The organism is Legionella oakridgensis ATCC 33761 = DSM 21215 (assembly GCF_000512355.1).
GTDB lineage: Bacteria > Pseudomonadota > Gammaproteobacteria > Legionellales > Legionellaceae > Legionella_A > Legionella_A oakridgensis.
Genome location: NZ_CP004006.1, coordinates 1,395,956 through 1,420,800 on the forward strand (window position 1 = coordinate 1,395,956; position 24,845 = coordinate 1,420,800).

Sequence of the window (24,845 nt, forward strand, 5' to 3'; positions counted from 1 at the left end):
TATGCAAACGAATCAATTAATCATTATAGTCGCGCAATCTCAGCAGATGCATTGTTATGAGCAGGATGAGCTTTTTAAAACTTATCCTGTGTCTACTGGTAAAAATGGATTGGGTGAACAACAGGGCAGTGAGTGTACCCCACGTGGCTGGCATAGAATTCATAGCATCATTGGCCTCGAGAATGAGGTCAATAGCGTTTTCGTTGGCAGACTTTGGACTGGTGAAATATACAGCTCTGAGTTGGCAGTAAAATATCCTGGCCGCGACTGGATTCTGACGCGTATATTACAATTAGATGGTTTGGAACCTGGCCGTAATAAAGGAGGCAATGTAGACAGCTTGGAACGTTATATTTATATTCATGGCACGCCTGATACGACTCCACTAGGAATTCCTGGTTCCCGTGGCTGTGTACGCATGCATAATCAAGATATTATAGAATTGGCAAATTGGGTAAAAATAGATACCCGGGTGTGTATAGAATAATACTAAGACATTTTACTTGCTGATTTGGCCTGATTTACATAAATATTGTGTAGTCTCCTGCTTACATATATCGCAACTACCATACAATAGGTATATAATTTGCCTCAAATTATTTTTGTTAAAATTCCATGCCTGATGGGGTGCTTGAATGTCTTACAAATTTGAAGCAGGTAAAGATGAAATCATTGAAACCGTTATTGAAAAAATAAAGCAAAAAATGACTGGCGAACAAGCCGTCTTTTGCGCGGAATTTGTGCGTCAATTCTTTGGCACTGTGGCATTGGATGATTTGTTAGAGTGGGACACGGATGACCTTTATGGCGCTGCCGTTAATTTCTGGTCACTTATTTATCGTCGTGCGCCTGATGAGACCAAAATTCGAATCTATAATCCTGATTTTGAGCGCCATGGTTGGCAAACAACCCATACCGTGGTTGAAATCCTTTGCAAAGACATGCCTTTTTAGTGGATTCCATTCGTATGGTTGTTAACCGGATGGGATTAGCTTCCCATCTCATTATTCATATGGGGGGAGTACGTTTATTACGAGGTAAAGACAATGAAGTGACCGCCGTATTGCCACAATATGATCAAACCCATCCAGAAGCAGAAACAGATGCTCCCATTTTTATGGAAATCGACCGGCAAACTGACCCACATGTGCTTGATGAATTATATCGAAATTTTGAACGTGTATTGGAAGATAACCGGGTCGTTGTTGAAGATTGGGCCCTCATGCGCGAAAAAGTCAGGACAATCATCCATGAATTGGATACGATCTCTACTACGTTGGATGCCAATGAAGTTGCAGAAACTAAGGCTTTTTTAAATTGGATTGAAGACCATCATTTTACGTTTCTTGGCATTCGAGATTATGAAATCGTTGAAAAAGACAAAGAAGCCATTCTGCAAGCTATTCCTGAAACCGGATTGGGTGTTTTGCGGCAGCAGTTAAGCAAATCAAAAGCACGCAGTATCTCTACCATGACACCGGAAGCAAGAGAATTGATACTGTCCTCTCGTATTTTAGTGATGTCTAAAACAAATACACTCGCCAGCGTGCATCGTGATGCCTATACCGATTATATTGGTGTTAAGCGTTTCAATAAAAAAGGGCAAGTGATTGGTGAATGTCGCATTATTGGTTTATATACTTCAGCTGCCTACAACACAAATCCTAAGCACATCCCATTTCTGCGCCATAAAGTTGCGCAAATCATGAAAAATTCATTACTAAGTCCTCGTAGCCATGCTGGTAAAGTGTTGCTCAATATTTTGGAAACTTTTCCCCGTGATGATTTAATTCAAGCATCAGAAGATGAGTTACTTGAAATTGCAATGGGAATTTTCTACATGCAAGAACGGCGACGCATCAGAATGTTTGCTCGTGTGGATGTCTATCGTCGATTTATATCTTGCTTGGTGTATGTTCCCAGAGAACGGTTTAATACCGAACTCAGGCAAGAGATGCAAGAAATATTACGCGAAAGTTTTAATGCTCAGGAAATTACTTTTTCTACACGCTTCTCTGAATCTATCTTGGCTCGGATTCATTTTATTATCCGTATCAATCCGCAAGAAAGTATGGAGTTCAATTTTAAGGAAGTTGAAAAGAAATTAATTGAAGTGGGGCGCTCATGGACCGATGATTTACAGCAGCACCTGGCAGAAGCATTTGGTGAAGAAAAAGCTAATCGCTTATATGCACAATATAAAGATGCCTTCCCGGCTGTTTATAAAACTAATTTTCCACCCAGAACGGCAGTGTTTGACATTAAACACATTGAACAGCTGTCTAAGGAAAATGCGTTAAGTATGAATTTTTACCGTCCTTTGGATGAGTTTTCTGATACGTTCAGACTTAAAATATATCAACATGACGTCACCATTCCTTTGTCGGATGTATTACCTATCATTGAAAATCTTGGAATGAGGGCGATTACCGAACGTCCCTATGCACTGAAATTCGATGATGAAAAAATTACTTGGATTAATGATTTTGCCATGCAATATACGCGCGGCAATATCTTTAATTTTGATGATATCCGGGAGCTATTTCAAAATGCATTTACCAGTATTTGGTTTGGTGATGCGGAAAATGACGGTTTTAACCAATTGGTATTGGCTGCCGGTTTGGATTGGCGACAAGTCTCTGTGTTACGGACTTATGCCAAATATTTTAAGCAGATTGGCATAACATTTAGTCAGGACTATATGGTCTCTGCATTGAATAATAATACCTTGCTTGCTAAAAAATTAGTGCAGCTGTTTGAGTTGCACTTTAAGCCAATTAAAATAAAAAATCGTGAAAGTCAAATTCATGGTTTGGTTGCAGAAATACTGACTGATCTAGATGCAGTAGATAATCTGGATGAAGATAAAATTATTCGGCAGTATGTTCAAGCGATAACATCAACATTACGTACTAATTTTTATCAACTCGATGATGAAGGTAAATATAAAAACTATATTTCCATAAAATTGAACAGCAAGACCATTGCAGGGGTTCCCAGACCATATCCAATGTTTGAAATTTTCGTTTATTCGCCCAGACTGGAAGGTGTGCATTTGCGATGCGGGAAAGTTGCGAGAGGTGGCATACGCTGGTCTGATCGTAAAGAGGATTTCCGTACTGAAATATTAGGGTTGATGAAAGCCCAACAGGTAAAAAATGCCGTTATTGTTCCTAGTGGTGCCAAAGGAGGTTTTGTTGTCAAACAATTACCGCTTAACGGCAGTCGTGAAGAAATATTTGCTGAAGGAATTAATTGTTATAAATTATTCATTCGTGGCCTATTAGATATTACAGATAATTATAAAGAAGGCCTAATTGCAAAGCCAACTAATGTTATTTGTTATGACGAAGATGATCCTTATCTTGTCGTTGCTGCTGATAAAGGCACGGCTACTTTTTCGGATATTGCCAATGAAATTTCATTAAAATATGGTTATTGGTTAGGCGATGCTTTTGCCTCTGGTGGTTCTATCGGTTATGACCATAAAAAAATGGGTATTACCGCTAAAGGTGCATGGGAATCAGTTAAACGCCATTTCTATGAAATGGGAGTGGATATTGAAACCACTGATTTTACGGTCGTAGGAATTGGCGACATGGCTGGTGATGTTTTTGGTAACGGCATGTTGTTATCGAAACGTATTAAATTGGTTGCTGCTTTTAACCACATGCATATTTTTATTGATCCAGACCCAGACCCGGAAACAAGTTTTAAAGAACGGCAACGCTTGTTTAATTTACCACGCTCGACCTGGGCTGATTATGATAAGAAATTAATTTCCAAAGGTGGCGGTGTGTTTAATCGTAATGCCAAGTCCATTGTAGTCAGCAAGGAAATGAAGCAAGTGTTTGGGATTAAGCAAGCTTCTGTCGAGCCGAATGAATTAATACGAATTGTATTGCAAGCTAACGTTGACCTGCTTTGGAGTGCTGGTATTGGTACATTTGTGAAAGCAAAATCAGAAACCAATGCGGAGGTTGGCGATCGTACTAATGACATTATTCGTATCAATGCAAAACAATTGCGTTGCAAAGTCATTGGTGAGGGAGGAAATCTGGGCCTTACTCAGTTGGCACGCGTTGAATATGCCTTAAATGGTGGGTTAAGTTATACGGATTTTATTGATAATTCTGCCGGTGTCAGTTGTTCTGATAAAGAAGTTAATATCAAAATATTGCTTAATATGATTATGACGGCTGGCGATTTAACCATTAAACAGCGCAATGAATTATTGGTCGAAATGACGGATGAAGTTGCACACTTGGTTTTACGTGAAAACTTCTTGCAAACTCGTGCTATTAGTTTAATGGCCACTCAATCATTGCGTTCATTGGAATTACATTCTCGTTATATCAATGAGCTCGAGCGTAGTGGCAAATTAGACCGACGACTTGAGTTTTTGCCGGATGAAAAAACGTTATTGGAACGTAAATTAAGCGGGAAAGGGTTAAGCAGGCCTAGCATGTCTGTATTATTTTGTTACAGCAAAATTCTGCTAAAAGAAGCGATTTTATCATCAGATGTGCCTGAAGATACTTATCTTAAACAATTGTTGGTTCAATCATTTCCTGAACCATTGCAAGTTCGCTTTTGTGAAGAGATGCAGCATCACCCATTAAAACGAGAAATCATTGCGACTAAATTAAGTAATATTGTTGTCAATGAAATGGGATTTTCTTTCGTATTTCGTATGCAGGATGAAACTGGGGCACCGGTTTCAGCCATTGTGCGGGCCTATATGATTGCTCGTAGTGTTCTGGATATGGAAACCATTTGGAAGCAAATTGATGCACTGAGCAATCAGATTGTAGCAGAGAGTCAGATAGAAATTATGATGATGTATGTACGTCTTCTCAGACGACTGACTCGCTGGTTCTTGCGAAACCAACGTAAACGTTTGGATATTTCCAAGGCGGTTAAGTTATATGGGCCTGGGGTGGAGGAATTAAAAAAATCCTTGCCCGATATTTTAGGGGAAAATAACCGCACTAAATACGAGCGACACTATGGCAAGTATAAAGAAATGGGACTGACAGAGCATTTGGCTCATGAACTGGCAATAACTCGTGCATTATTTGCCGTATTGGATATCATTGAAGTAGCACATCAATCAAACGTTAATATAAGCAAGGTGGCTGAAATTTACTTTAATATAGGCGAGTTTCTTGAACTGGAATGGATCCGGACTCAAGTGATTATCCATCCTACAGATGATCATTGGGACGCTTTATCAAGAGAAGCCTTACGGGACGATTTGGATTGGCAGCAACGACAATTAACTGCTGGTATTATTCAATATGATGAAAAGAAAAAAATTTTATGAAATGTTTTAATGCATGGGCAGAAAAACAGTCCAATCTTATTGAAAGATGGCGCCATGTGTTGAGTAATTTACGTTCCACCAGCCCGCTGAATTACACCATGTTTTTTGTGGCCACTCGTGAGCTGTTGGATTTAACTCAAACCACCATGCAAATGAATGAAAATAAAAATCGCAAGGCATTGGCAGAGGCATAGATTTTATTACATTCGTCAATGTATTGTGCGATGTAATAGTTTTATGCCGGTGTTTTTTTACGGTAACAACAAGGAGTGGACGTGTTAAAACAGGCTGTAGATACTTATTCAAAGAGTTCTAAAATAATTCACTGGTTAAGTGCTGTCATTGTGATAGCCATGTTGTCATTAAGTTTTTTTCTGGAAGACTTGCCTGAAAGGCATCAACCGTTGGGGTATCTGACGCATAAGTCGTTTGGATTAGTTGTTCTTTTCCTGCTTTTTTTGCGTATTATTTGGATATTTTATCGCGGTAAGCCATCTTTACCGCCCACCGTCCCTGGTTGGCAAAAAATATTGGCAAGAAGTGTGCAATACGGCTTGTATATATTTTTGTTCGCCATGCCAATGAGCGGCTGGATTATGTCAGTGGCTGCAAATAGAACGCCCATTTTTTTTGGATTATTTCCAGTTCCTTTGCCAATTACGCCGAATAAAGAACTGGCAACATTCATGAATGAAACTCATGAAGTCATTGCCTGGATTTTAATTGTCCTGATTGTGTTGCATGTTGCCGGTGCTATGAAACATTTCTTCCTTGATAAGGATGATGTGTTGCAAAGCATGTTACCCGGCTCTAGGAAAGGCAAACAGGATGCTGATGCCCTTCAATCAAACACTGAGACGGGTGATCAAATAAGACACTTGCAGCAATGATAAATTTTTCATCTTTTATGGGGCAAAAATCAATGAGTTCCCCAATTTCTATATCACGATAATTAGCGTACATTTTTTGGCCTGAGCATAAGGGTTCGCTGGTCTCTATGACAAATAATTTTAACTCGTGTTTTAATGTTGCACGAAAATGGGTTCGTGCAATAATTTCCTGCCCTTTGTAACATCCTTTATTGAAATTCAAATAACCTGAAAGATGCAAACCTAGCCGATGAGGCAGAAATAATCCGCGTGATTCTGGGTAAATTTCAATGCGGCGATGCTGCAGTTGCAATGCATGCCATGCCAGGGAGCCGCGCCACTGGTTTTGTGCATGAAAGGAGGATATAAAGGTCGCCGTCTGTTTGGATGATACAAGGACAATAAAAAAATTATCTCCTAAGTGATAACAGCAGTATGTTTCATGACTCGATACCCCCCATCGTTCCAGAGGTAGCTCGATGTTAAAAGGAAGCAAATCATCTTTATTTTGTAGATATAATCCAAACAGTTGATGAGCCGAGGACCGTTGTACGTTCACTCGGGAAAGCATGGCAGCTTTCATCAGTGACCGTTGGGTTTCAATGACCAAATCATCAGGAAGAATGAGATGAAGCCCTTGCCATGCCAATACATCAAGTAAAGCCGTCACTCGTCCTTTTAAATTACAGAGAGCGCCTTGGCGCATTTGCTTGGTATTGATTTCCCGCACATCACAACTGATTTGTCCTTGTAAAAACTCGCTGCCATGTTTTCCTTCGACATTCATCACGCCAAGATAAGACAAATCAAACAGATAATTTTTATGAGATTCAAAAAATAACTCCTGATTCAGAGGTGAGTATATGGAAAGGGGACGATGATTAATAAGATATTGTGTTCCAGTCATTGGGATATTGGATTGCTGTTACAAGGTGCGTAGTGTACCATTGGAGCGTATTAAAATCTTCTATTATGCTGTTAAATGATTTCTTCTGAAAAAAGGGCCAAAATAATTTGGCATTGCCGTCGAGGCATGCTTGAACTGGATTTAATTCTTAATCGATTTATGGAAAAACAATTCGAATTTTTATCAAGCAACCAGGTTGAGGCATTTGAAAAATTATTGAGCTGTCAGGATCCGGATATTTATGCTTGGCTAATGGGATATGAGCAGCCTAAGGACAGGGAGTTGATTGATATTGTCGCCATTGTCAAACATCACGGTAATCATTAATCCATCCAGAGATTATTTAAAGTTGACATTGCTTGCTTATGGTATAGCGGCGTTTGCATGGTGGCAATCTGCATGGTCGCTGATTACCCTAATAACGATATCAGGAATCTTATTTCTTTTGCTGCGTTCTGCCCTTTTTTTTAATAATTCGCTGTCTGTTTATAGCAAGTTGTCCTACCAGTCTGGGGAGTGGATTTTACACCACGCAAATGGGCAACAGATTAAATATGAACGCATGTCCATTTGCTTTGATGCCGGGTTCTTTTTATTTTGAGCTTAACTGGGGCTCATGGTTGTCGAAAAAACATAACTTTGTTTGCGGATCAAATACCGGTTTCACAAAAAAGTCTATTGTGTATTCTGACGAAAATAAAATAATACAATTATGCTTGGTAGAGGGAAGGTTGAGCTGATTTTTTTTATTAGAAATAAAAATCCAGAGAATAGCTAGCCATAAGCCAGTGTAACTGAATGCGTACAACAAAGAAGACATGGGGAGGGGCGCCCAACCAAACATGGAGTCAGTAATCCATTGTTTTAAATTGCCTGATGAACCATCCGCATGTTGCAAAACAATCATGGCTTGAACTTTTAAGAAAAAAACATGCAGAACATACGCCAGCATGGCATTGGTTCCAAATACTTTAAAGGGTTCTGTCCAGTTTTGCCAAGCTTTTATTTCAATTAACCAATAGCAGAGAGCCAAAACAAGTAATGCCATTCCACCAGTCCATAAAACATAAGAACTGGTCCAAAGTGCTTTATTAATTGGAAATTCTATTCCCCATATCCATCCGGTAGTGGCCAAAAGGGCACCTATACTATACAGTCCAGTTAATTTTTGTTTTTTTGAATAAACAGACAACAGCCAGATACCTGTAAGATTGCCTAATAATGCGGTGGCAATGGCAGGAAGAGTACTTAACAATCCTTCTGGATCAAAGACCTTGCCATATAAATGGGACGAAGAAAAAAGTAATCGGTCCACAAAAGCTGCAACATTTCCTGTCTGACTGAGATCATTTGCGCCATATACAGGAATGGCAATTTTGGTCATCATAATCCAATAGGCAATCAGTATGAAGAATGAAATAAGAAGCTGTGTCCGTGGTTTTGTCGTTAAAAAGAGCAAGGAAGCAACAAAGTAACAAATGGCGATACGCTGCAACACACCGAAAAAACGAAGTGTGGTGAAATCAAAATGAGGAAATAAGTTTAAAGCCAACCCAATTAAAAACAACGCGATAGAACGCTTGCAGATTTTTTGTAATAAATTTTGAAGCGATGCGTGTTGAGTACGAGCTTTCGTCAATGTGAAGCTTAAGGATATTCCAACCATGAAGATAAAAAAGGGAAAAACAAAATCAGCCAAGGTGCATCCATGCCATGAAGAATGCATTAGCCATGAGTATGCTGTTTTATTGCCTGGGCTATTAACCAAAATCATTAGTGCAACGGTTAAACCGCGAAATACATCCAGAGCTAAAAGGCGAGAAGACTTTACATAGGGGGACGATTGCGCAACAGACATAAGATAATAAGAAATTCAGAGTGCATTATAGTAAGCATTTTTTATACATATTAACAAAATTTGTACCATATAAAAACCATTCAGATAAAAATATTTTTTTAAAAATTTGATAAAATTCTAACAAGCCTTGTTATAAAACCTATGTTAAAATCCTGACATCATAACTAACAACCTTGTTTCCATGCTGGAAAGTGATCGTTTAATTAGTTCGCAAGCCATCTTATCAGAAGATGCCATCGATAGGGCGATTAGACCATTAAATCTTGAAGAGTACATTGGTCAAGATGAGGTTCGATCACAAATGAGGATATTTATTGATGCTGCGCTGAAACGTCATGATGCGCTGGATCATGTCCTTGTCTTTGGACCGCCAGGATTGGGTAAAACAACACTCGCTAATATTATTGCTCATGAAATGGGTGTTAATTTGCGACAGACGTCCGGTCCTGTGTTGGAGCGCGCCGGAGATATTGCTGCTATTTTGACTAATTTACAGGAAAACGATGTTTTGTTTATTGACGAAATCCATCGGCTTAGTCCTGTTATTGAAGAAATATTATATCCAGCCATGGAAGATTATAAATTGGACATTATGATAGGTGAAGGTCCTGCAGCACGCTCTATCAAATTGGAATTGCCACCATTTACGTTAATTGGTGCAACGACACGTGCCGGTTCTTTAACTTCTCCTCTGCGCGATCGTTTTGGAATCGTTCAACGCCTGGAGTTTTATTCTGTTGCCGCTTTGACGCATATTGTGAGCCGTTCAGCCCGATTATTGCATGTCCCAACCGATGATGAAGGTGCGAGTGAAATTGCTTTACGCGCTCGTGGAACACCGCGTATTGCCAATCGCTTATTAAGACGAGTACGGGACTATGCAGAAGTAAAAGGCAACGGCGTCATCGATAAATCAATAGCACAATGTGCTTTAGACATGTTGCATGTGGATGAACATGGCTTTGATGTGATGGACAGGAAATTGCTGCTTGCTATTATTGAACGTTTTGCCGGTGGTCCTGTGGGTATTGATAGCATTGCTGCGGCCATTGGGGAAGAAAAAGGAACGATAGAAGATGTTCTTGAACCTTATCTTATCCAACAGGGATTTTTAATGCGAACCCCCAGAGGAAGAATGGCAACTCAATTGGCTTATCAGCATTTTGGCCTGGTAATGACAGAGCCTGATTAATATTTATGATAATAGATAAGGAACATAACAGCTATTTTAGGGTGTACGTTGAAGATGTCGATCACATGGGCATTGTTTATCATGCGAATTATTTGTATTTTTTTGAGCGCGCACGCACGGATATGTTACGTGATTTTGGGTTATCTTTGACTTCAATGGCAAAATATGGTACACATTTCGCCATTCGTGATGTACACATACGCTATTTTCATCCAGCCAGATTGGATGAGCTTCTGACGATTAAAACAAAGTGCACGCGTTCCAGAGCAAGCACTTTGGAGTTTAGACAACTGATGTATAATCAAACAAACCATTTATTAAGTGAAGTGATTGTCTGTGTTGTCTGTGTAAATGACCATTTAAAGCCGAAACGTTTACCAGATACTTTATTAAAGGAGTAGAACATGGCCAATGCCAATGTTTTGGGTTATTTTTTTCAAGCAGGATTGGTTGTAAAAACGGTCATGCTGATTTTGCTGGCTGCCTCGATTGTTTCGTGGACGCTTATTATACAAAGAGCTTGGTTTTTTAGACGCATCAAGCAGCACTATGAAACATTTAGTAAACGCTTTTGGGAGTCTGGTGATTTAAGCAAGCTCTACGCAGAACTTGATTCAAATTCAACGGATAGGTATGGCTTGGCTGCTATTTTCCACTCTGGATTCAAAGAGTTTTTACGTATCCGTAAACTGGGTCAAATTGTATTGGAGCCCATACAAAGAGTGATGCAAATCAGTCATGCCAAAGAAGCTGAGCGACTTGAACAACATTTGCCTTTGTTTGCTTCGGTGGGTTCTATTGCCCCTTACGTCGGTCTATTTGGCACGGTATGGGGAATTATGACTTCTTTCCAAGCATTAGGTCATGCTCAACAAGCCACTATTGCCATGGTGGCTCCTGGTATTTCAGAAGCCTTGGTGGCAACAGCGCTTGGATTATTTACTGCTATCCCCGCGGTTATTGCTTTTAACCGTTATACGGCATGGTCAAATGCTTTGCTGGATAGATATGATCTTTTTCAAGAAGAGCTCATCGCATTAATCACACAGCAAACTTCATCACCTGGAAGAGGATGAATTTCATGATGAAAAAGAAAGGCATACGTACTCGTCCAATTGCTGAAATTAATGTTGTTCCTTACATTGACGTCATGCTGGTTCTTTTGGTTATTTTTATGATCACAGCTCCCATGTTGACGCAAGGGGTCACCGTTGATTTACCTAAAGCAGCGAGTGACACAATTAAGGCGGCTGAACGTGAACCTATTATTGTGTCTGTCGATCGACAAGGCGATTATTTTTTGAATATTAGTTCAACCCCGGACATGCCAATGGCGCCGCAAGCCTTGATGGTGCGTGTTGCTGCCGAATTGGAGTTGGCACGTCAATCAGGAAAACCGATTAATGTTCTGGTTAAGGGTGATCAAGGAGTTCCTTACGGTAAAGTGGTTATTGCAATGAGTCTATTAAAACAAGCTGGCGCTGAACAGGTTGGGCTAATTACTGATTCTTCTGAATTAACTCAGGGGGATATGGCATGATGGCGGAGAAAAGTTATCGTGTGGCGTTTGCCGCTGCCATTATGTTGCATGTTTTGATTGTGATTTTTTTAGTATCAGAACCTAGCAATAAGCACCCTGTTTTAACGCTTGAGGCTAAAAATGAGAATCATCAAATCCAGCAAATGGAACCGCAACCTCAAGAACAGGCCATTAAAGCAGTGAGCGTTGATAATCAGGAAGTCATGGAAACGGTTAACCGTTTAAAGTCCGAACGCTTACGACAGAAACAGGCTGAAGAAAGAAGACAGCGGGCATTGATGCAACAGGCGGAAGTGGCTCGTAAACGTCGTGTTGAAGAACAGCAACGTCTGGAAAAATTAAAAAATGAAGCTGCCAAATTGGCTAAGGCGCGCCAACAGCAACTGGTTGAAGAACAAAAACGCTTGCAACAATTAGCAAAACAAAAGCAAGAAGAAGAGCAACGTCTGGCTGACATGAAAAAGAAACAGCTCCAGCTGCAAAAACAGCAGGAAGAAGAAGCAGCTAAACTGGCTGAATTGAAAAAGAAAAAAGCAGAGGAAGAAGCCCGGGAGCAAAAGGCGCGTGAAGCGCAAGCCAAAGCCGAGCAAGAAAGAAAAAGACAGGCTGAGATAGAACAAGCAGCACGAGATGCGGAAAAAAATGCCCGGATTGCCGGAGAGGTGGATAAATATAAGGCATTAATCATTAATGCCATTAGTCGTCAATGGATATTGCCTGAGAATGTCGATAACCAATTATCCAGCAAGTTCCGTATTCGACTTGCTCCCAATGGTGCTGTTCTTGAAGTTAGTCTGATTCGCAGTAGCGGGGATCCTATTCTTGACCGCTCAGCCCAGTCAGCCATTTATAAAGCATCTCCACTGCCCGTGCCAAGTGATCCGGATGCATTTAATATGTTTCGTGATATAAGTTTAACCGTACGTCCCGAAAACGTCAGGGGGTAATTTGTGATGAATCGATTTATAGCCATTCTGTTTTTATTGTTTACTAAAATGGCTTTTTCGCTCGATCTGGAGTTAACGCAAGGCATTAATGCCGCATTGCCTATTGGCATTAATACCTTTAATGGTGGGCAAGCTGGACAAATGCTCAATGGCATTATTGAAAATGATCTGCGTTTTTCCGGCCAATTTAAAATCATTCCCGAAATTCAGCCTGGTTCTGATGTGAATACTTGGCGCCAAGGTGGGGCTGATAGTGTGTTATCAGGACAAGTAACGCAAATTGGGTTTAATCGTTATGATGTTCACTTTGAATTATTGGATGCAGCGGCGCACGGTCGCTTGCTGTTAGCAAAGAGCTTTCAAATCAATGCCAATGAGTTAAGAGCACTGGCACATCATATAAGCGATGAAGTCTATCAAAAATTAACCGGGGAACGTGGCGTATTTTCTACTCGAATTGCTTATATTTTAGTTCAACGCGACCAGGGAAGACAAAAATATTCTTTGGAAGTAGCGGATGTTGACGGCCACAATCCCCAAAGCTTGCTCATTTCAACGGAGCCCATCATGTCCCCAGCCTGGTCTCCTGATGGGACGCAGATTGCCTATGTGTCCTTTGAAAAGAAACGGGCGCAAATCTTTACGGTGAATGTTGCAACCGGAAATCGTCGTTTGGTCACTAATTTCCCAGGCATTAATGGTGCTCCTGCCTGGTCTCCTGATGGCCGTGAATTGGCTGTCGTTCTCTCAAAAGAAGGCACACCTAAAATATACAGGGTCGATTTAGCCAGCGGTGCTATGAAACAATTGACCTTCGGTGATGCGATTGATACCGAACCTCATTATGCGCCAGATGGTCGCTCTTTATTATTTACTTCTGGCAGAGGAGGGGCACCGCAAGTTTACCGGCTGTCATTGGCAGATGGAAGAATAAATCGAGTGACCTTTGAGGGTAATTATAATGCTCGCGCCTCTTATACGCCGAATCAGAGAAACATTGTCTTACTGCATCGTGAAGATAAACAATTTAACATCGGTGTGCAAAATACCGATACCGGTCGAATCACGCAATTGACATACTCTCCAATGGATGAATCTCCTTCCGTTGCACCAAATGGACGCTTAATCCTTTATGCAACCCATCATCAAGATAAAGGAGTATTGGCAGTAGTATCGATTGATGGACGTATTCGAATGCGCTTGCCATCCCGACAAGGAGATGTGCAGGAGCCATCCTGGTCCCCCTATTTAGGATGATTCAGCCTATTGGTATGAAAAATAAAACGCTTGCATTCATACTGGCAGGGTGTCTTTTACCGTTTCAGACCTTCGCCTGGAACGCGTTAGGGCATCAATTGATTGCACAAATTGCTTATGATTATTTGACCCCACATGCCCGTGCTACGTTTAATCATTATAATCATGCTTTAGATAAGGAATATCGTGCGGACAGTTTCATCAATGCAGCCGTATGGCTGGATAGCTTAAGGCACCATGATGTCAATTGGTTTAATAGTTTGCATTATATAGACTGGTATTTTACTGAAGATGGCAGTCTTTTACCTTCCCCACAACCTGTTAATGCCGTTTGGGCAATCAAAGAAGCTCGTCGCATTTTGAACAGTAAAAAGTCTAATGAATTTGAGAAAGGATTTAGTTTACGTATTCTTTTGCATGTTGTCGGTGATCTTCACCAACCATTGCATGCCGCATCAAGAGTTAGTAAATCGATGCCAGCAGGCGATCGTGGTGGTAATAAGGTAGCTCTCAGGAAAAATCCAATTGCAGATAATCTTCATTTATATTGGGATAAAGGGGCTGGCCTATTGATAGGAAAACGTTTTAGCCAATCACAAATCATGACTATGGCAGCAAATATTGAGAAACGCTGGCCATGCAAGCCGGGATTAGATAATAAACCAATGCATTGGGCCCAAGAATCGCACGATCTCGCAGTAAAATACGTTTATACGCTAAAAAATAATGCAATACCCACTGCTCAATATCAGCGAAATGCTCAACGGATTACTGAGCAACGTCTTGCCTTGGCCGGTTGCCGTTTAGCGGCCATGCTAAATCAAATTGACAAAAGTCTACTAAAGAAATGACGCAAGAAATTGCGTCTTGCATCTCGGCCTTAGCGTGAAGAGTGCAAAAGGGCAGTATGCAAGCAAGATATCAAGGTTTGGTTGGTAGGGGGCTCATGCCTAGCTCATGCTCGGGAGATGCAGCAGTTTGTTGAGGCTCGGGAAACTTGTGTGAATTGATCTCTGCAAGTGTTGTTTTGAAGGCTTCTGGAGCATCTTCTCGAGCGGATAACTTGCCGTGTTCATCCATAGACACCCAACCTAAGCCTGCGAGAGCCTCTCTTGTTCTTTTACCGGTACCCCCTGTTTCACCATAAGCATGGTGAATAATAGCCTCCAAACTTACTTCATGCGTTGCCCAATGATTCGTTGCAAAAACCCCCAAACTTTCTTTATATTTCATCATAAACTGATGTTCTGGGCTTGCATTGTAAGTATCCAGCGCTTTTTTAAAGCTGGCTGGGGCAGTCTCCGTTGCTGTTAAGTTGCCTTGATGGTCTTCACGCACCCAATTTAAAACAATTAGAGTTATTTTTGATCGTTGACCGCTACCTGAATTCAACTCACCATAAGCATGCTTGACTAAATTATCAAAAACAACTCGATTTTCATTCCAATGACTTTTAGAAGAAGGACCACGCTCTCTATATTTACTCATAAAAGTGGCAGTATGTGTTTTTTCAGCCTTGGCTTCTTCAGCTGCTTTGGCTTGTGCAGCTTCTCTGGCTTCTTGTTCAGCAGCAGCTTGAGCCCTGGCTTTTGCATCAGCACGTTGTTCTTCCTGCCTATTCACAACGAAGTTTAGAGCACTTTCTAAACTTTTTGCTGTTGTTGGACTTTTGAGCTCTGGTGGCTCTAAAAGTAATCTGCTTAAAAACGAAGTTATTTTTTTAATGCCTCTGTTTTCCTCTGACTCTTGCACATCATGCATTGCAGTGAGTGCCAGCCTGACAACGTTTGAAAACTGTTCTCCTCCTTCTGGCGGTTTTTTCACCACAAGTTCAATACCTGTTCCGTCTCTATCAAAATGAACTTCAGCATCGAGGCCTTTGACTTTGAACGTACGTGACCTGGATTCAGAATCAATGCTCCCCATTCTAATTCGAATGGTATCCTCAGATATTTCTAAAAAACCTGGTGGTATGTCCTGTCTTGGTCTCTTGACTGAGGGTACAGGTACAGTTGGCGTATCAGAGTCATTTGCGGCAGCTCGTTCAGCTCTGCTCCTAGCCACCAACGCTTCCAGGGTTGGCTGAGATGGCTGCAAAAATCTGGTTAAAACCGTTTTCAAATCTTCTGCATTGCTGCAATGACCAAACCGACCATCACCAAAACGCTTATTATCTAAAAAATTAATAACGGCCTTCAAACTATCTTCGCCTTCCGTGGTTGCTGCCTGTTGTGCCAGGACAGCATATTCTCGAAACCGTATTTCATCAGCCTGCCCGGCACCATCAGGGAGATTGATCTGTAGAGCCACACGCCCATCCTCATGAAAACTGACATTAAAATCAAGTCCGTTAAAGTTGAATGACATAGTATTTTCTGGATTCTTAAGATCAGAATTCATCCTAATGGTGTCAACCGATATTGCTAAGGTGGTTTTTGGCATTCTTTATCTCATCAGCAAGAGGGATAACTCAATTATAGTATATATTTTGATTAAATCTTGAGGGTGAGAAGGATAGGAGATTTGAGTGATTAAGGTTGGTTGGCTACGAGAATGGATACGGCTCATGTGCTGTGGCGGCCTGCATCACAGCACATATTGGTATTATGGATGTTGTAATGAATCCATGACAGCGCCCAGAAAGCGAGTTGCCTCTCCTCCTGTCACCGCACGATGATCAAAACTTAATGAAAGTGGCAATAAACGATGTGATTCGATTTTCCCATTGACGCTCACCGCTCCTTGATATAATCGGCCTACAGCAAGGATAGCAACCATAGGTGGCACAATGATTGGGCTTGCAAAACGCCCAGCAAATTTGCCAAAGTTAGATAAGGTGATGGTTGCGCCTTTTAGTTTTTCTGGCGATACTGCACGTTCACGTACGGAATGCTTGTATTCATTTATAATATCGCGCAACTCTTTAGCCGAGCATTGAGCCACATTACGAATGACGGGTACAAACAAGCCATCTTCAGTATCCATAGCCAGACCCAAATGGACTTCATCAAAACAGCGGCGTGCTCCATGCTCCGTATCAAACCAGGCGTTTAATGCAGGCTCTTTTTTACAAGCAGCAGTGATGGCATGAATCAGACGCACGGTAATATCGTCATTGGGCTTCCAGCATTCAATATCTGCTTCATCAAAGAGGCTAACCGGAACAACCTCTTGATGCGATTGCACCATGCTGTTCAGCATGGCTCGGCGTACTCCCTTTAAAGGTTCAAAGCCTTCTTTAGGGCGAGATTTTCTGTCGGCTTCTCGCTGCACGTCTTCACGGGTAATCACGCCATGTTCACCGCTGCCTTGCAACGCCGTTAAATCAACGCCGAGTTTTTTTGCTAATAGACGCACGGCCGGAGTGGTTTTAATACGTTTTTGAGTATTGGCACCTGAACCAATGACAAAGTGGTCCTCGCTGATTTCCGTACTTTCTTCAAGATTGCCAACCACCGTTCCCTTATCTTTAATGACCGTTTCTTCTGTTGCAAAGGCAACTAACGGTTCTCCTGTTTTGATGACATCACCTGATTTACCAAAAAGCTTGGTAATGGTGCCATCTTGCGGGCAGGGAACATCCACAACCGCTTTTGCTGTTTCCATGGAAACCAGGGGTTGATCTACCTTGACCTGATCTCCCACTTTAACAAACCATTCATGAATTTCGGCGTCCGGTAAACCTTCCCCTAAATCAGGTAAATTAAAAATATTCATGATTACTCCATTATGCTTAAAACACTTTCTTTAATCCGGCGTATGCTGGGAAGATAGTGTTTTTCCAATTGAAAATAAGGCATGACAACATCATAGCCTGTTACCCGTTGCACAGGAGCAAGTAATTCCGCCATGCAGTTTTCCATGATTTGCGCTGAAATCTCTGCACCCACTCCGCAAGTTTTTGCACCTTCATGAACGATGACACAACGTCCTGTTTTTTCGACGGAAGCTAGAATCGTCTCGATGTCCAACGGTTTGATGGTAGCGACATCAATGACTTCACAAGACAACCCTTCATCAGCCAGCTGCTTTGCTGCTTGTAAAGTTTCGTGCATGCTTGCACCCCAGCTTATCAAGGTGACATCTTCTCCTTCCTGGAGAGTAAAACATGTACCTAAAGGCAAAGCCTTGCCATCGTCTTCAACAGGTTGTTTGACCAAGCGATAGATTCGTTTAGGCTCAAGGAAAATAACTGGATCAGGGTTACGAATGGCGGCAAGCAGCAATCCATAGGCACGCTTTGGTGAGGAAGGAATAACAACCTGTAACCCCGGGATATGCGCAAACAATGCTTCAGTACTTTCGGAATGATGTTCTGGTGCTCGAATGCCACCGCCGAATGGAGCGCGAAATACCAAAGGACAATGCAATCGGCCGCGGGTACGATTACGCATGCGGGCAGCATGCGATATTATTTGATTCATTGCCGGATAAATAAAGCCCATGAATTGAAATTCAGCCACAGGCTTTAATCCCTGAACCGACATCCCTACGGCAAGACCTGCAATCATTGATTCGGCCAACGGTGAATCAAACACCCGTGTTTCACCAAATCGTTCCTGTAAACCAACGGTTGCACGGAAAACACCGCCATTTTTACCGACGTCTTCACCAAACACGACGACGTTTTCATCATGCGCCAATTCATAGGCTAATGCCTGGGTCACCGCTTCTACAAGAGTAATATCAGCCATTTGCTGCTTCCTCCATAGCAATTGCGCGTTGTTCAACAAGATAATCCGGAAGTGTTTCAAAATGATAATCGAAAGCACTGCTGATTGATTGGGGTGTTTTGCTTAAATATTCATCCACGGCTTTTTGTATTTCATTTGAACAAGATTGAATTAATTCCGCTTCTTTTTCCTCGTTCCAAATGCCTTGCTTTTCAAGATAGCGTTTAAATCGTTTGAGAGGTTCGTTTAATGCCGCTTCTTTCACTTCTTGTGAAGGCTGATAACGCGTAGCATCATCCGCAGTCGTATGATCACAAAGACGATAGGTTAATGCTTCAATTAATGTAGGGCCTTCTCCTTGTCGTGCTTTGGCAATAGCTTCACCAAGGGCTTGTCTCGTTGCCAAAATATCATTGCCATCCACTTGTAATCCGTTAAATCCAGCAGCGATTGCCTTCTGGGCTATGGTTTGCGATGCTGTTTGCTTATTTAATGGGACCGATATAGCCCAGCAGTTGTTATTAACCACAAATACTAAGGGAAGATTCCAGACGCCTGCAACGTTCATGGCTTCATAAAAATCACCTTCTGAAGTACCGCCTTCACCAATACAAACGACGGCTACACGCTGTTGTGCGCGATGTTTAAAAGCAAAAGCCACGCCTGCAGCATGCAGGCATTGGGAGGCAATAGGAACACATATAGGTAAATCTTCAGAATCACAGGAAAATTGGCTGCCTCGCTCATCTCCACCCCAGTAGGCCAGGATCTCAGACATTTTTACGCCTCGCTGGAATTGAGCAGCGTAATCGCGATAATAAGGCACCAATACATCGTTTGCCTGCATGGCATGGCCGATTGCAGTTGAAATGGCTTCCTGACCATTAATGGGCGCATAGGTTCCCATTTTGCCAGTGCGCTGTAAGGCGATTGCCTTTTTATCAAACATACGGGCGCGAACCATCTGGCGGTACAAATCAATTAACGTGGATGAGTCTTCAGCAAAATCAGGTAGGGCAGCACATAACTCACCATCACTATTGAGTATTTGACTAAAAGGTATTTCAAAGCGTGCAACGATTGTTGTTGCCATGGCTTATCTCCATTTAAGCTAGAAGCCCCATAGAATACTCATAATTTTTTGTAAACACCAGCCATTGCAATGGGTAGACTCTGACTATTATTAACAAGTACAAGCGTCGGTGAGCCATTCAAAAATAGTCATTTCTAATATTGCATACGGATTCCAATGTGGAATTAATTACCTGGAATGCTATCATTTCCTAAGGATCATCATTCGGGACAAGCGATGAAAAACTATATATTTTCTACTATGTTAACTATGGGTATAATGTTAACGCGCCTATGCCCAGGCGCAAAAAGAATTTACGCTGAATTATACTGAAGAGCAGAACAAGTTAAGGCTCAATTACCGGATAATTGGACTAATGTGAAGCAAGACGCTACAGATTGCCTGAAAATCAAACCAGGTAAATCTTGTAAATTATACTTTACGGTTGAGAACACAGCTTATCCGCCCGCACTTATTTCGATTAGTGGTATAAATACAACTAAGACTACTTCTGCTATGGCAATTAATAAGTCAGTGGTAAACAATAATTAAAACATGAGTAATGTAACGGTTCATTCTTTAAGCTATACGGAGGATCTTATTAGCCGTTATCACGCGCTTAGTGATCTTCCGGGATTTGTATTGCTGGAAAGTAGCGATAAAATCAGAGGGCGTTATGATATTGTGAGCGCTTGTCCTTACGACGAATTTAAAATTCAGCATGATTATTCTGAAATTAATCGTGTGTTTGAACAGATCCAAAATCGTTTGCCTAGTATCTCTACAACGCTTGATCTTCCTTTTCAAGGCGGTGCGATTGGTTATTTTTCCTATGATTTAGGCGCAAAACTGTTTGGTATACAGTCCTCTCTTCATCCTTTATTGGCCGATATGCCAATGGTTGACTTACGTTTTTATGACTGGGCAATCATTGCCGATCATAAAACCAAGCAAGTCCATTTAATAACAGCGAATCTGAAACCTGAAACAGCCAGCATACTTAAAGAAATTCAGGCGCGTTGGCATCAACAACCCGTCTTTCCTCAGCCATTTACTTTATTGCAATCCTTGACGCCTTTATTATCAAAAGAAAATTATCAACAGGCATTTCAAGCCATTCATCAAGCATTGACACAAGGCCGCGCTTATCAAGTTAATTACACACAACCATTTTTAGCTCATTATTCCGGGGATACGTGGGGCATGTATCGCTTGATTCACAAACGCAATCCTGTTCCTTTTTCAGCTTTTTTACGATTAGACAATGCTGATATTCTCAGTTTTTCTCCAGAACGTTTTCTCTTGCTAAATAACAAGCATTTGTTGGCTTCTCCAATTAAGGGCTCCGCCAAACGCTCAAATGATGCTGTTATAGATGATCAATGCCAAAAAATGCTCCTTTCCTGTCCTAAAAATCGTGCTGAAAACATCATGATCGTTGATTTGTTGCGTAATGATTTAGGCAAAATTGCGGTACCTGGGAGTGTAAAAGTGAATTCCTTATGCGAGCTACAAAGTTTTAATGCCGTGCATCATTTGGTAAGTCATATTAAAGCGCATTGTCTTGCTGATGTCCGACCTTTGGAAGCGTTTGCTGCTTGTTTCCCTGGCGGGTCAATCACCGGGGCTCCTAAAAGAGAAGCCATGCGTATTATTGCTGAACAAGAACCATTTGCGCGTGGGGTTTATTGTGGAAGCATTGGTTATTTTTCATTGCATGGTCGTTTTGATACAAACATTGCTATTCGCACAGCAGTAGCCAAAAATGGCTTTTTATATTTACCGGTTGGCGGAGGCATTGTCATTGATTCAACATGCGAAGAAGAGTATTTAGAATGCTATACTAAAATCAAGGCCATTATGAATAACTTGGTAACGTGTTGAGCATCGCTATAAAATTATGTCTAAAAAATCTGCTGTTGTTGTATTACATGAACAATCGTGCGATTCGTTAATCTTGACCAAACGAAGCCTTCAGCTGCGGCATCACCCCGGGGAATTTTGTTTTCCAGGAGGACGCTGGGAACGCGGGGACATTAATTTATGGTCAACCGCCTTACGTGAACTGCATGAAGAATTGGGTATCGCTTCGTCAAGAGTGAAATTCATCATGGAATTACAACCGGAGCAAACACTGATTGGAACAACCATCTATCCGTGGTTTGCCACAATTCCAACGTTAAAGCCCTATGAAATCAATAAAAATGAAGTATCCGACGTCATTACGTTACCTATGGCAGAGGTGACTAAACTCAGTAATTACCAAGAAATTGCTATAAAACGGCATGGCAAAACCTTTTCATGCTGGCAGTTTACTGCCAGTGAGCAGTTTGTATGGGGAGCAACGGCCCGTATTATGAGGCAATTATGTTATACTAAACCAGCCCGTTGATTGGCAATTTAACCCCCTAGAAAATGCCATCTGACTATAAAAAATTGTGGAACAACGATTATCTACCAGCTTGGTCTATACTATCTCGAAAGGATGGTTCCATTTACAAGAGCGAGTTGAAGGACTGAGGATAGCTACTGAGTTAATGAAAATGTGATCAAGAGACAGTTTTTGGGGTAGAGCCATTTACTCTACTGAGGATAGTATTTTTATTGAAATTAACATTTGAAGGAATTCTATGGAACTTTCTCTTAAGGGAAAAAATGCAATTGTAACAGGTGGCTCTAAGGGATTAGGCGCTGATATTGCGGTATCTTTAGCTAAATCAGGTGCGTATGTTGCTGTTTTAGGTCGAGATATTAAAGGGCTTGAAAAAACAAAATCGCTTATAGAGGATACGGGCGGACATTGCCATTTAATTCAGGTTGATTTAAAAGAAGTAAATCTCATTGAAGAGGCGGCTAAAAAACTCCTCGAATTAAATAGTTCCTGGGATATTTTGATCAATAATGCTGGAATTGCTAAAGCGGCTCCCTTATTAGAATTAGCTGCTAAAGACTGGGATGATATCTATCAAGTTAATTTACGCGCCGCTTTTCTTTTATCAAAATATATTGTTCCAGGTATGATTGCAAAACGGTATGGAAAAATTATTAATGTGTCCTCCCTAGGAACTTTTTTGGAACCCCTGGCTTAGGTGCTTACGCCGCTTCAAAAGCGGGACTTAATCAGCTCACAAAAACCATGGCTGTAGAATGGGGGCCCTATAACATTCAAATTAATGCGATCTGTCCTACTGTGGTTTTAACTGATATGGGAAAGGAAGTATGGGATGATCCTTCGCGAAAAGAGATGCGCAAAAAATAGAGGGGCGAATCCCTCTTCATCGTTTTGCTGAGCCTAAAGAGGTTTCCGATCTCGTGGTTTTTTAGCCAGTTCAGGTTCAAGTTTTTTAAATGGTTGTATTATCCCTATTGATGACGGAGCAAGACATAATCCATCTTAACGATCACTCGTCATGCATTGAAAAAATCGTTATGATCCACATATTGGCCTATTGATTTATACTGTTGGCTGGATATACGAACATGCTATTTTCCGCGCCAATTTTTATAAAAAAGGGCGCGGAAAAGCAACATTATCTTAATGCTCGCCTTAAAATTTTTCCTACATTTGACTTTGGCAACTCTTCATAAAATTCAATAATTTTTGGAACCTTGTAAGCAGTCAAATGCTCACGACAGTGAGTAATGACTTCTTCTTCTGTCAAGGAAGGATGTTTTTTTACAATGCAGGCTTTTACTTTTTCACCGGAGTTTTCGTCATTGACACCAATGACTCCGACTTCCAAAACATCGGGATGCATGTTAATGACCTGCTCAACTTCATTGGGATACACGTTAAACCCTGAAACAACGATCATGTCTTTTTTACGGTCAACCAGATAAACAAATCCTTGTTCATCAACGGTTGCAATATCCCCAGTACGCAAAAATCCATCGGGCCAAAACACACGCTCTGTTTCTTCAGGGCGTTGCCAATACCCCGCCATAACTTGCGGTCCTTTCACGCATAACTCACCGCGTTCTCCCAATGGAAGTTCGCGGCCATCTTCATCGCGAACGGAGATGTCGGTTGATGGCAAGGGCAAACCGATACTGCCATTATATTCTTCAAGGTACATAGGATTAATGGTAACAGCAGGGCTTGTTTCTGTAAGGCCATAAGCTTCAAGCACCCGTGATTTTGTTCTTTCCCGCCATTCAACTGAAACACTTTTTTGTAATGCCATGCCACCAGCAAGTGCCAATTTAAGTTTGGAAAAATCAATTTCATCGAATTTTGGATGATGAAGCAACGCATTAAATAATGTGTTGACGCCAGTAATGGCAGTAAACTTTGTGTGTTTGATTTCTTTAATAAAATGGGGAATATCACGAGGATTGGTGATTAATATATTTTTAGCCCCAAGCTTTAAAAATGTTAGGCAATTGGCTGTAAGAGAAAACACATGATACAAAGGTAAAGCGGTAACGATAATTTCCTTATCGTCCATTGCCAGGGGTTTTATCCAGGCAGAAGCTTGCAAAACGTTCGCAATCATATTCCCATGCGTCAGCATGGCTCCTTTGGCAACACCGGTTGTCCCGCCTGTGTATTGAAGAAACGCAATATCTTGTTGATTTAGCTCAACGGGCTGGAATGTCGTATTTTTCCCGCGTTGCAGCGCTCGAGTAAAATCGATTGCATTTGGAATATGGTAAGCAGGAACCATCTTTTTTACATATTTAACGACAGCATTGACCAGCATGCGCTTTATGGCGGGAAATACATCGCCAATCTGAGTAACGATAACATGCTTTAAAGAAGGCATTTGCGGCAATGCTTTTTCGACCGTTTTGGCAAAATTAGCCAAAACGACAATGACTTCCGCTTCCGAATCATTGACCTGATGAACAAGTTCATCACTAGTATAAAGCGGGTTCGTATTCACAACAATCAAACCAGCACGCAGACTGGCAAAAAGTACAATAGGGTATTGCAATAAGTTGGGCATCATAATGGCGATGCGGCTTCCTTTTTTTAAACCAAGCCCTTGTAAATAAGCTGCAAATTGTAAAGTCAACTTGTCTAGCTCTCCAAAACTGATTTCAGTACCCAAATTTACATAAGCAATATGATTTTTAAAGGTTTGACAACTCTCCTCAAACATATGAACGATAGAAACATAATCACTCATATTGATTTCACTTGGGACAGTTTGTTGATACTGTGACAACCATAATTTCTCCACGTTTCTGGCCTTCTGTTA

General features: G+C 41.2%; 20 protein-coding genes and 2 pseudogenes. 15 read left to right on the forward strand and 7 right to left on the reverse strand.

What is annotated here, in order from left to right; all coding sequences use genetic code 11:
• Position 1 precedes the first annotated feature (1 nt).
• The 3 genes and pseudogenes from LOA_RS06820 (at position 2) to LOA_RS06830 (ending at position 6,216) form a co-directional block, all read left to right on the forward strand.
• On the forward strand, positions 2-487 hold the full coding sequence (locus tag LOA_RS06820; RefSeq protein WP_025385680.1) for a L,D-transpeptidase: 486 nt from the start codon (positions 2-4) through the stop codon (positions 485-487).
• Positions 488-635: 148 nt separating this feature from the next.
• A pseudogene (locus tag LOA_RS16205) lies at positions 636-5,520 on the forward strand (NAD-glutamate dehydrogenase).
• A gap of 81 nt (positions 5,521-5,601) precedes the next feature.
• Positions 5,602-6,216: a cytochrome b gene (locus tag LOA_RS06830; protein ID WP_025385681.1), complete on the forward strand. Its 615-nt coding sequence runs from the start codon at positions 5,602-5,604 to the stop codon at positions 6,214-6,216.
• Here the strand turns inward: LOA_RS06830 and ygfZ are convergent.
• A complete protein-coding gene (gene ygfZ, locus LOA_RS06835; protein WP_025385682.1) occupies positions 6,137-7,102 on the reverse strand; it encodes a CAF17-like 4Fe-4S cluster assembly/insertion protein YgfZ in 966 nt (321 codons plus the stop codon). The genes LOA_RS06830 and ygfZ overlap by 80 nt on opposite strands.
• A 75-nt stretch (positions 7,103-7,177) precedes the next feature.
• Here ygfZ and LOA_RS06840 point away from each other — a divergent pair, with 75 nt between their 5' ends.
• Complete coding sequence (locus LOA_RS06840; RefSeq protein WP_025385683.1) at positions 7,178-7,429, forward strand: FAD assembly factor SdhE; 252 nt, start codon at positions 7,178-7,180, stop codon at positions 7,427-7,429.
• Between the two features lie 265 nt (positions 7,430-7,694).
• On the opposite strand, the gene LOA_RS06850 is transcribed toward LOA_RS06840, so the two are convergent.
• Positions 7,695-8,960, reverse strand: coding sequence for an acyltransferase family protein (locus LOA_RS06850; RefSeq protein WP_025385685.1), 1,266 nt, complete (start codon positions 8,958-8,960; stop codon positions 7,695-7,697).
• A gap of 181 nt (positions 8,961-9,141) precedes the next feature.
• Here LOA_RS06850 and ruvB point away from each other — a divergent pair, with 181 nt between their 5' ends.
• From ruvB to LOA_RS06885, 7 genes are read left to right on the forward strand one after another with little or no spacing between them, the layout of a single operon-like run.
• A complete protein-coding gene (gene ruvB / locus LOA_RS06855) occupies positions 9,142-10,152 on the forward strand; it encodes a Holliday junction branch migration DNA helicase RuvB (protein ID WP_025385686.1) in 1,011 nt (336 codons plus the stop codon).
• Between the two features lie 5 nt (positions 10,153-10,157).
• Positions 10,158-10,553, forward strand: a complete 396-nt coding sequence (locus tag LOA_RS06860; protein WP_042238803.1) for a YbgC/FadM family acyl-CoA thioesterase — start codon at positions 10,158-10,160, stop codon at positions 10,551-10,553.
• A gap of 3 nt (positions 10,554-10,556) precedes the next feature.
• On the forward strand, positions 10,557-11,228 hold the full coding sequence (gene tolQ / locus LOA_RS06865; protein WP_025385688.1) for a protein TolQ: 672 nt from the start codon (positions 10,557-10,559) through the stop codon (positions 11,226-11,228).
• A 5-nt stretch (positions 11,229-11,233) separates the two neighbouring features.
• Complete coding sequence (gene tolR / locus LOA_RS06870) at positions 11,234-11,692, forward strand: protein TolR (protein WP_025385689.1); 459 nt, start codon at positions 11,234-11,236, stop codon at positions 11,690-11,692.
• Positions 11,689-12,639, forward strand: coding sequence for a cell envelope integrity protein TolA (tolA, locus tag LOA_RS06875; protein WP_025385690.1), 951 nt, complete (start codon positions 11,689-11,691; stop codon positions 12,637-12,639). Before tolR ends, tolA begins: the two co-directional genes overlap by 4 nt.
• Before the next feature lie 6 nt (positions 12,640-12,645).
• Entirely contained in the window at positions 12,646-13,896 is a 1,251-nt protein-coding gene (gene tolB, locus LOA_RS06880) for a Tol-Pal system beta propeller repeat protein TolB (protein WP_420324032.1), read from the forward strand.
• Positions 13,897-13,910: 14 nt separating this feature from the next.
• Positions 13,911-14,747, forward strand: a complete 837-nt coding sequence (locus LOA_RS06885) for a S1/P1 nuclease (protein WP_025385692.1) — start codon at positions 13,911-13,913, stop codon at positions 14,745-14,747.
• A gap of 70 nt (positions 14,748-14,817) precedes the next feature.
• On the opposite strand, the gene LOA_RS06890 is transcribed toward LOA_RS06885, so the two are convergent.
• From LOA_RS06890 to pdhA, 4 genes are all read right to left on the reverse strand, one after another.
• Positions 14,818-16,338: a hypothetical protein gene (locus tag LOA_RS06890; RefSeq protein ID WP_025385693.1), complete on the reverse strand. Its 1,521-nt coding sequence runs from the start codon at positions 16,336-16,338 to the stop codon at positions 14,818-14,820.
• A 162-nt stretch (positions 16,339-16,500) separates the two neighbouring features.
• The gene (locus tag LOA_RS06895; RefSeq protein ID WP_025385694.1) at positions 16,501-17,613 is read right to left on the reverse strand and encodes a dihydrolipoamide acetyltransferase family protein; all 1,113 of its coding nucleotides are present in this window, start codon (positions 17,611-17,613) and stop codon (positions 16,501-16,503) included.
• A 2-nt stretch (positions 17,614-17,615) separates the two neighbouring features.
• On the reverse strand, positions 17,616-18,590 hold the full coding sequence (locus LOA_RS06900) for an alpha-ketoacid dehydrogenase subunit beta (protein ID WP_025385695.1): 975 nt from the start codon (positions 18,588-18,590) through the stop codon (positions 17,616-17,618).
• A complete protein-coding gene (pdhA, locus tag LOA_RS06905) occupies positions 18,583-19,662 on the reverse strand; it encodes a pyruvate dehydrogenase (acetyl-transferring) E1 component subunit alpha (RefSeq protein ID WP_025385696.1) in 1,080 nt (359 codons plus the stop codon). The genes LOA_RS06900 and pdhA overlap by 8 nt, the downstream gene beginning before the upstream one ends.
• Positions 19,663-20,196: 534 nt before the next feature.
• Here pdhA and pabB point away from each other — a divergent pair.
• From pabB to LOA_RS16210, 4 genes and pseudogenes are all read left to right on the forward strand, one after another.
• Positions 20,197-21,525, forward strand: a complete 1,329-nt coding sequence (gene pabB / locus LOA_RS06910) for an aminodeoxychorismate synthase component I (protein WP_025385697.1) — start codon at positions 20,197-20,199, stop codon at positions 21,523-21,525.
• A gap of 16 nt (positions 21,526-21,541) precedes the next feature.
• Positions 21,542-22,033 (forward strand): NUDIX hydrolase, encoded by a 492-nt coding sequence (locus LOA_RS06915; RefSeq protein ID WP_025385698.1) that lies wholly within the window; start codon positions 21,542-21,544, stop codon positions 22,031-22,033.
• A 238-nt stretch (positions 22,034-22,271) separates the two neighbouring features.
• Positions 22,272-22,730, forward strand: a complete 459-nt coding sequence (locus tag LOA_RS06920) for an SDR family NAD(P)-dependent oxidoreductase (protein WP_052335915.1) — start codon at positions 22,272-22,274, stop codon at positions 22,728-22,730.
• A 44-nt stretch (positions 22,731-22,774) separates the two neighbouring features.
• Positions 22,775-22,900: pseudogene (locus LOA_RS16210) on the forward strand (SDR family oxidoreductase); the annotation flags it as partial.
• 271 nt (positions 22,901-23,171) lie between these two features.
• Here LOA_RS16210 and LOA_RS06925 read toward each other — a convergent pair.
• A complete protein-coding gene (locus tag LOA_RS06925; protein WP_025385699.1) occupies positions 23,172-24,827 on the reverse strand; it encodes an AMP-binding protein in 1,656 nt (551 codons plus the stop codon).
• Positions 24,828-24,845: the final 18 nt, after the last annotated feature.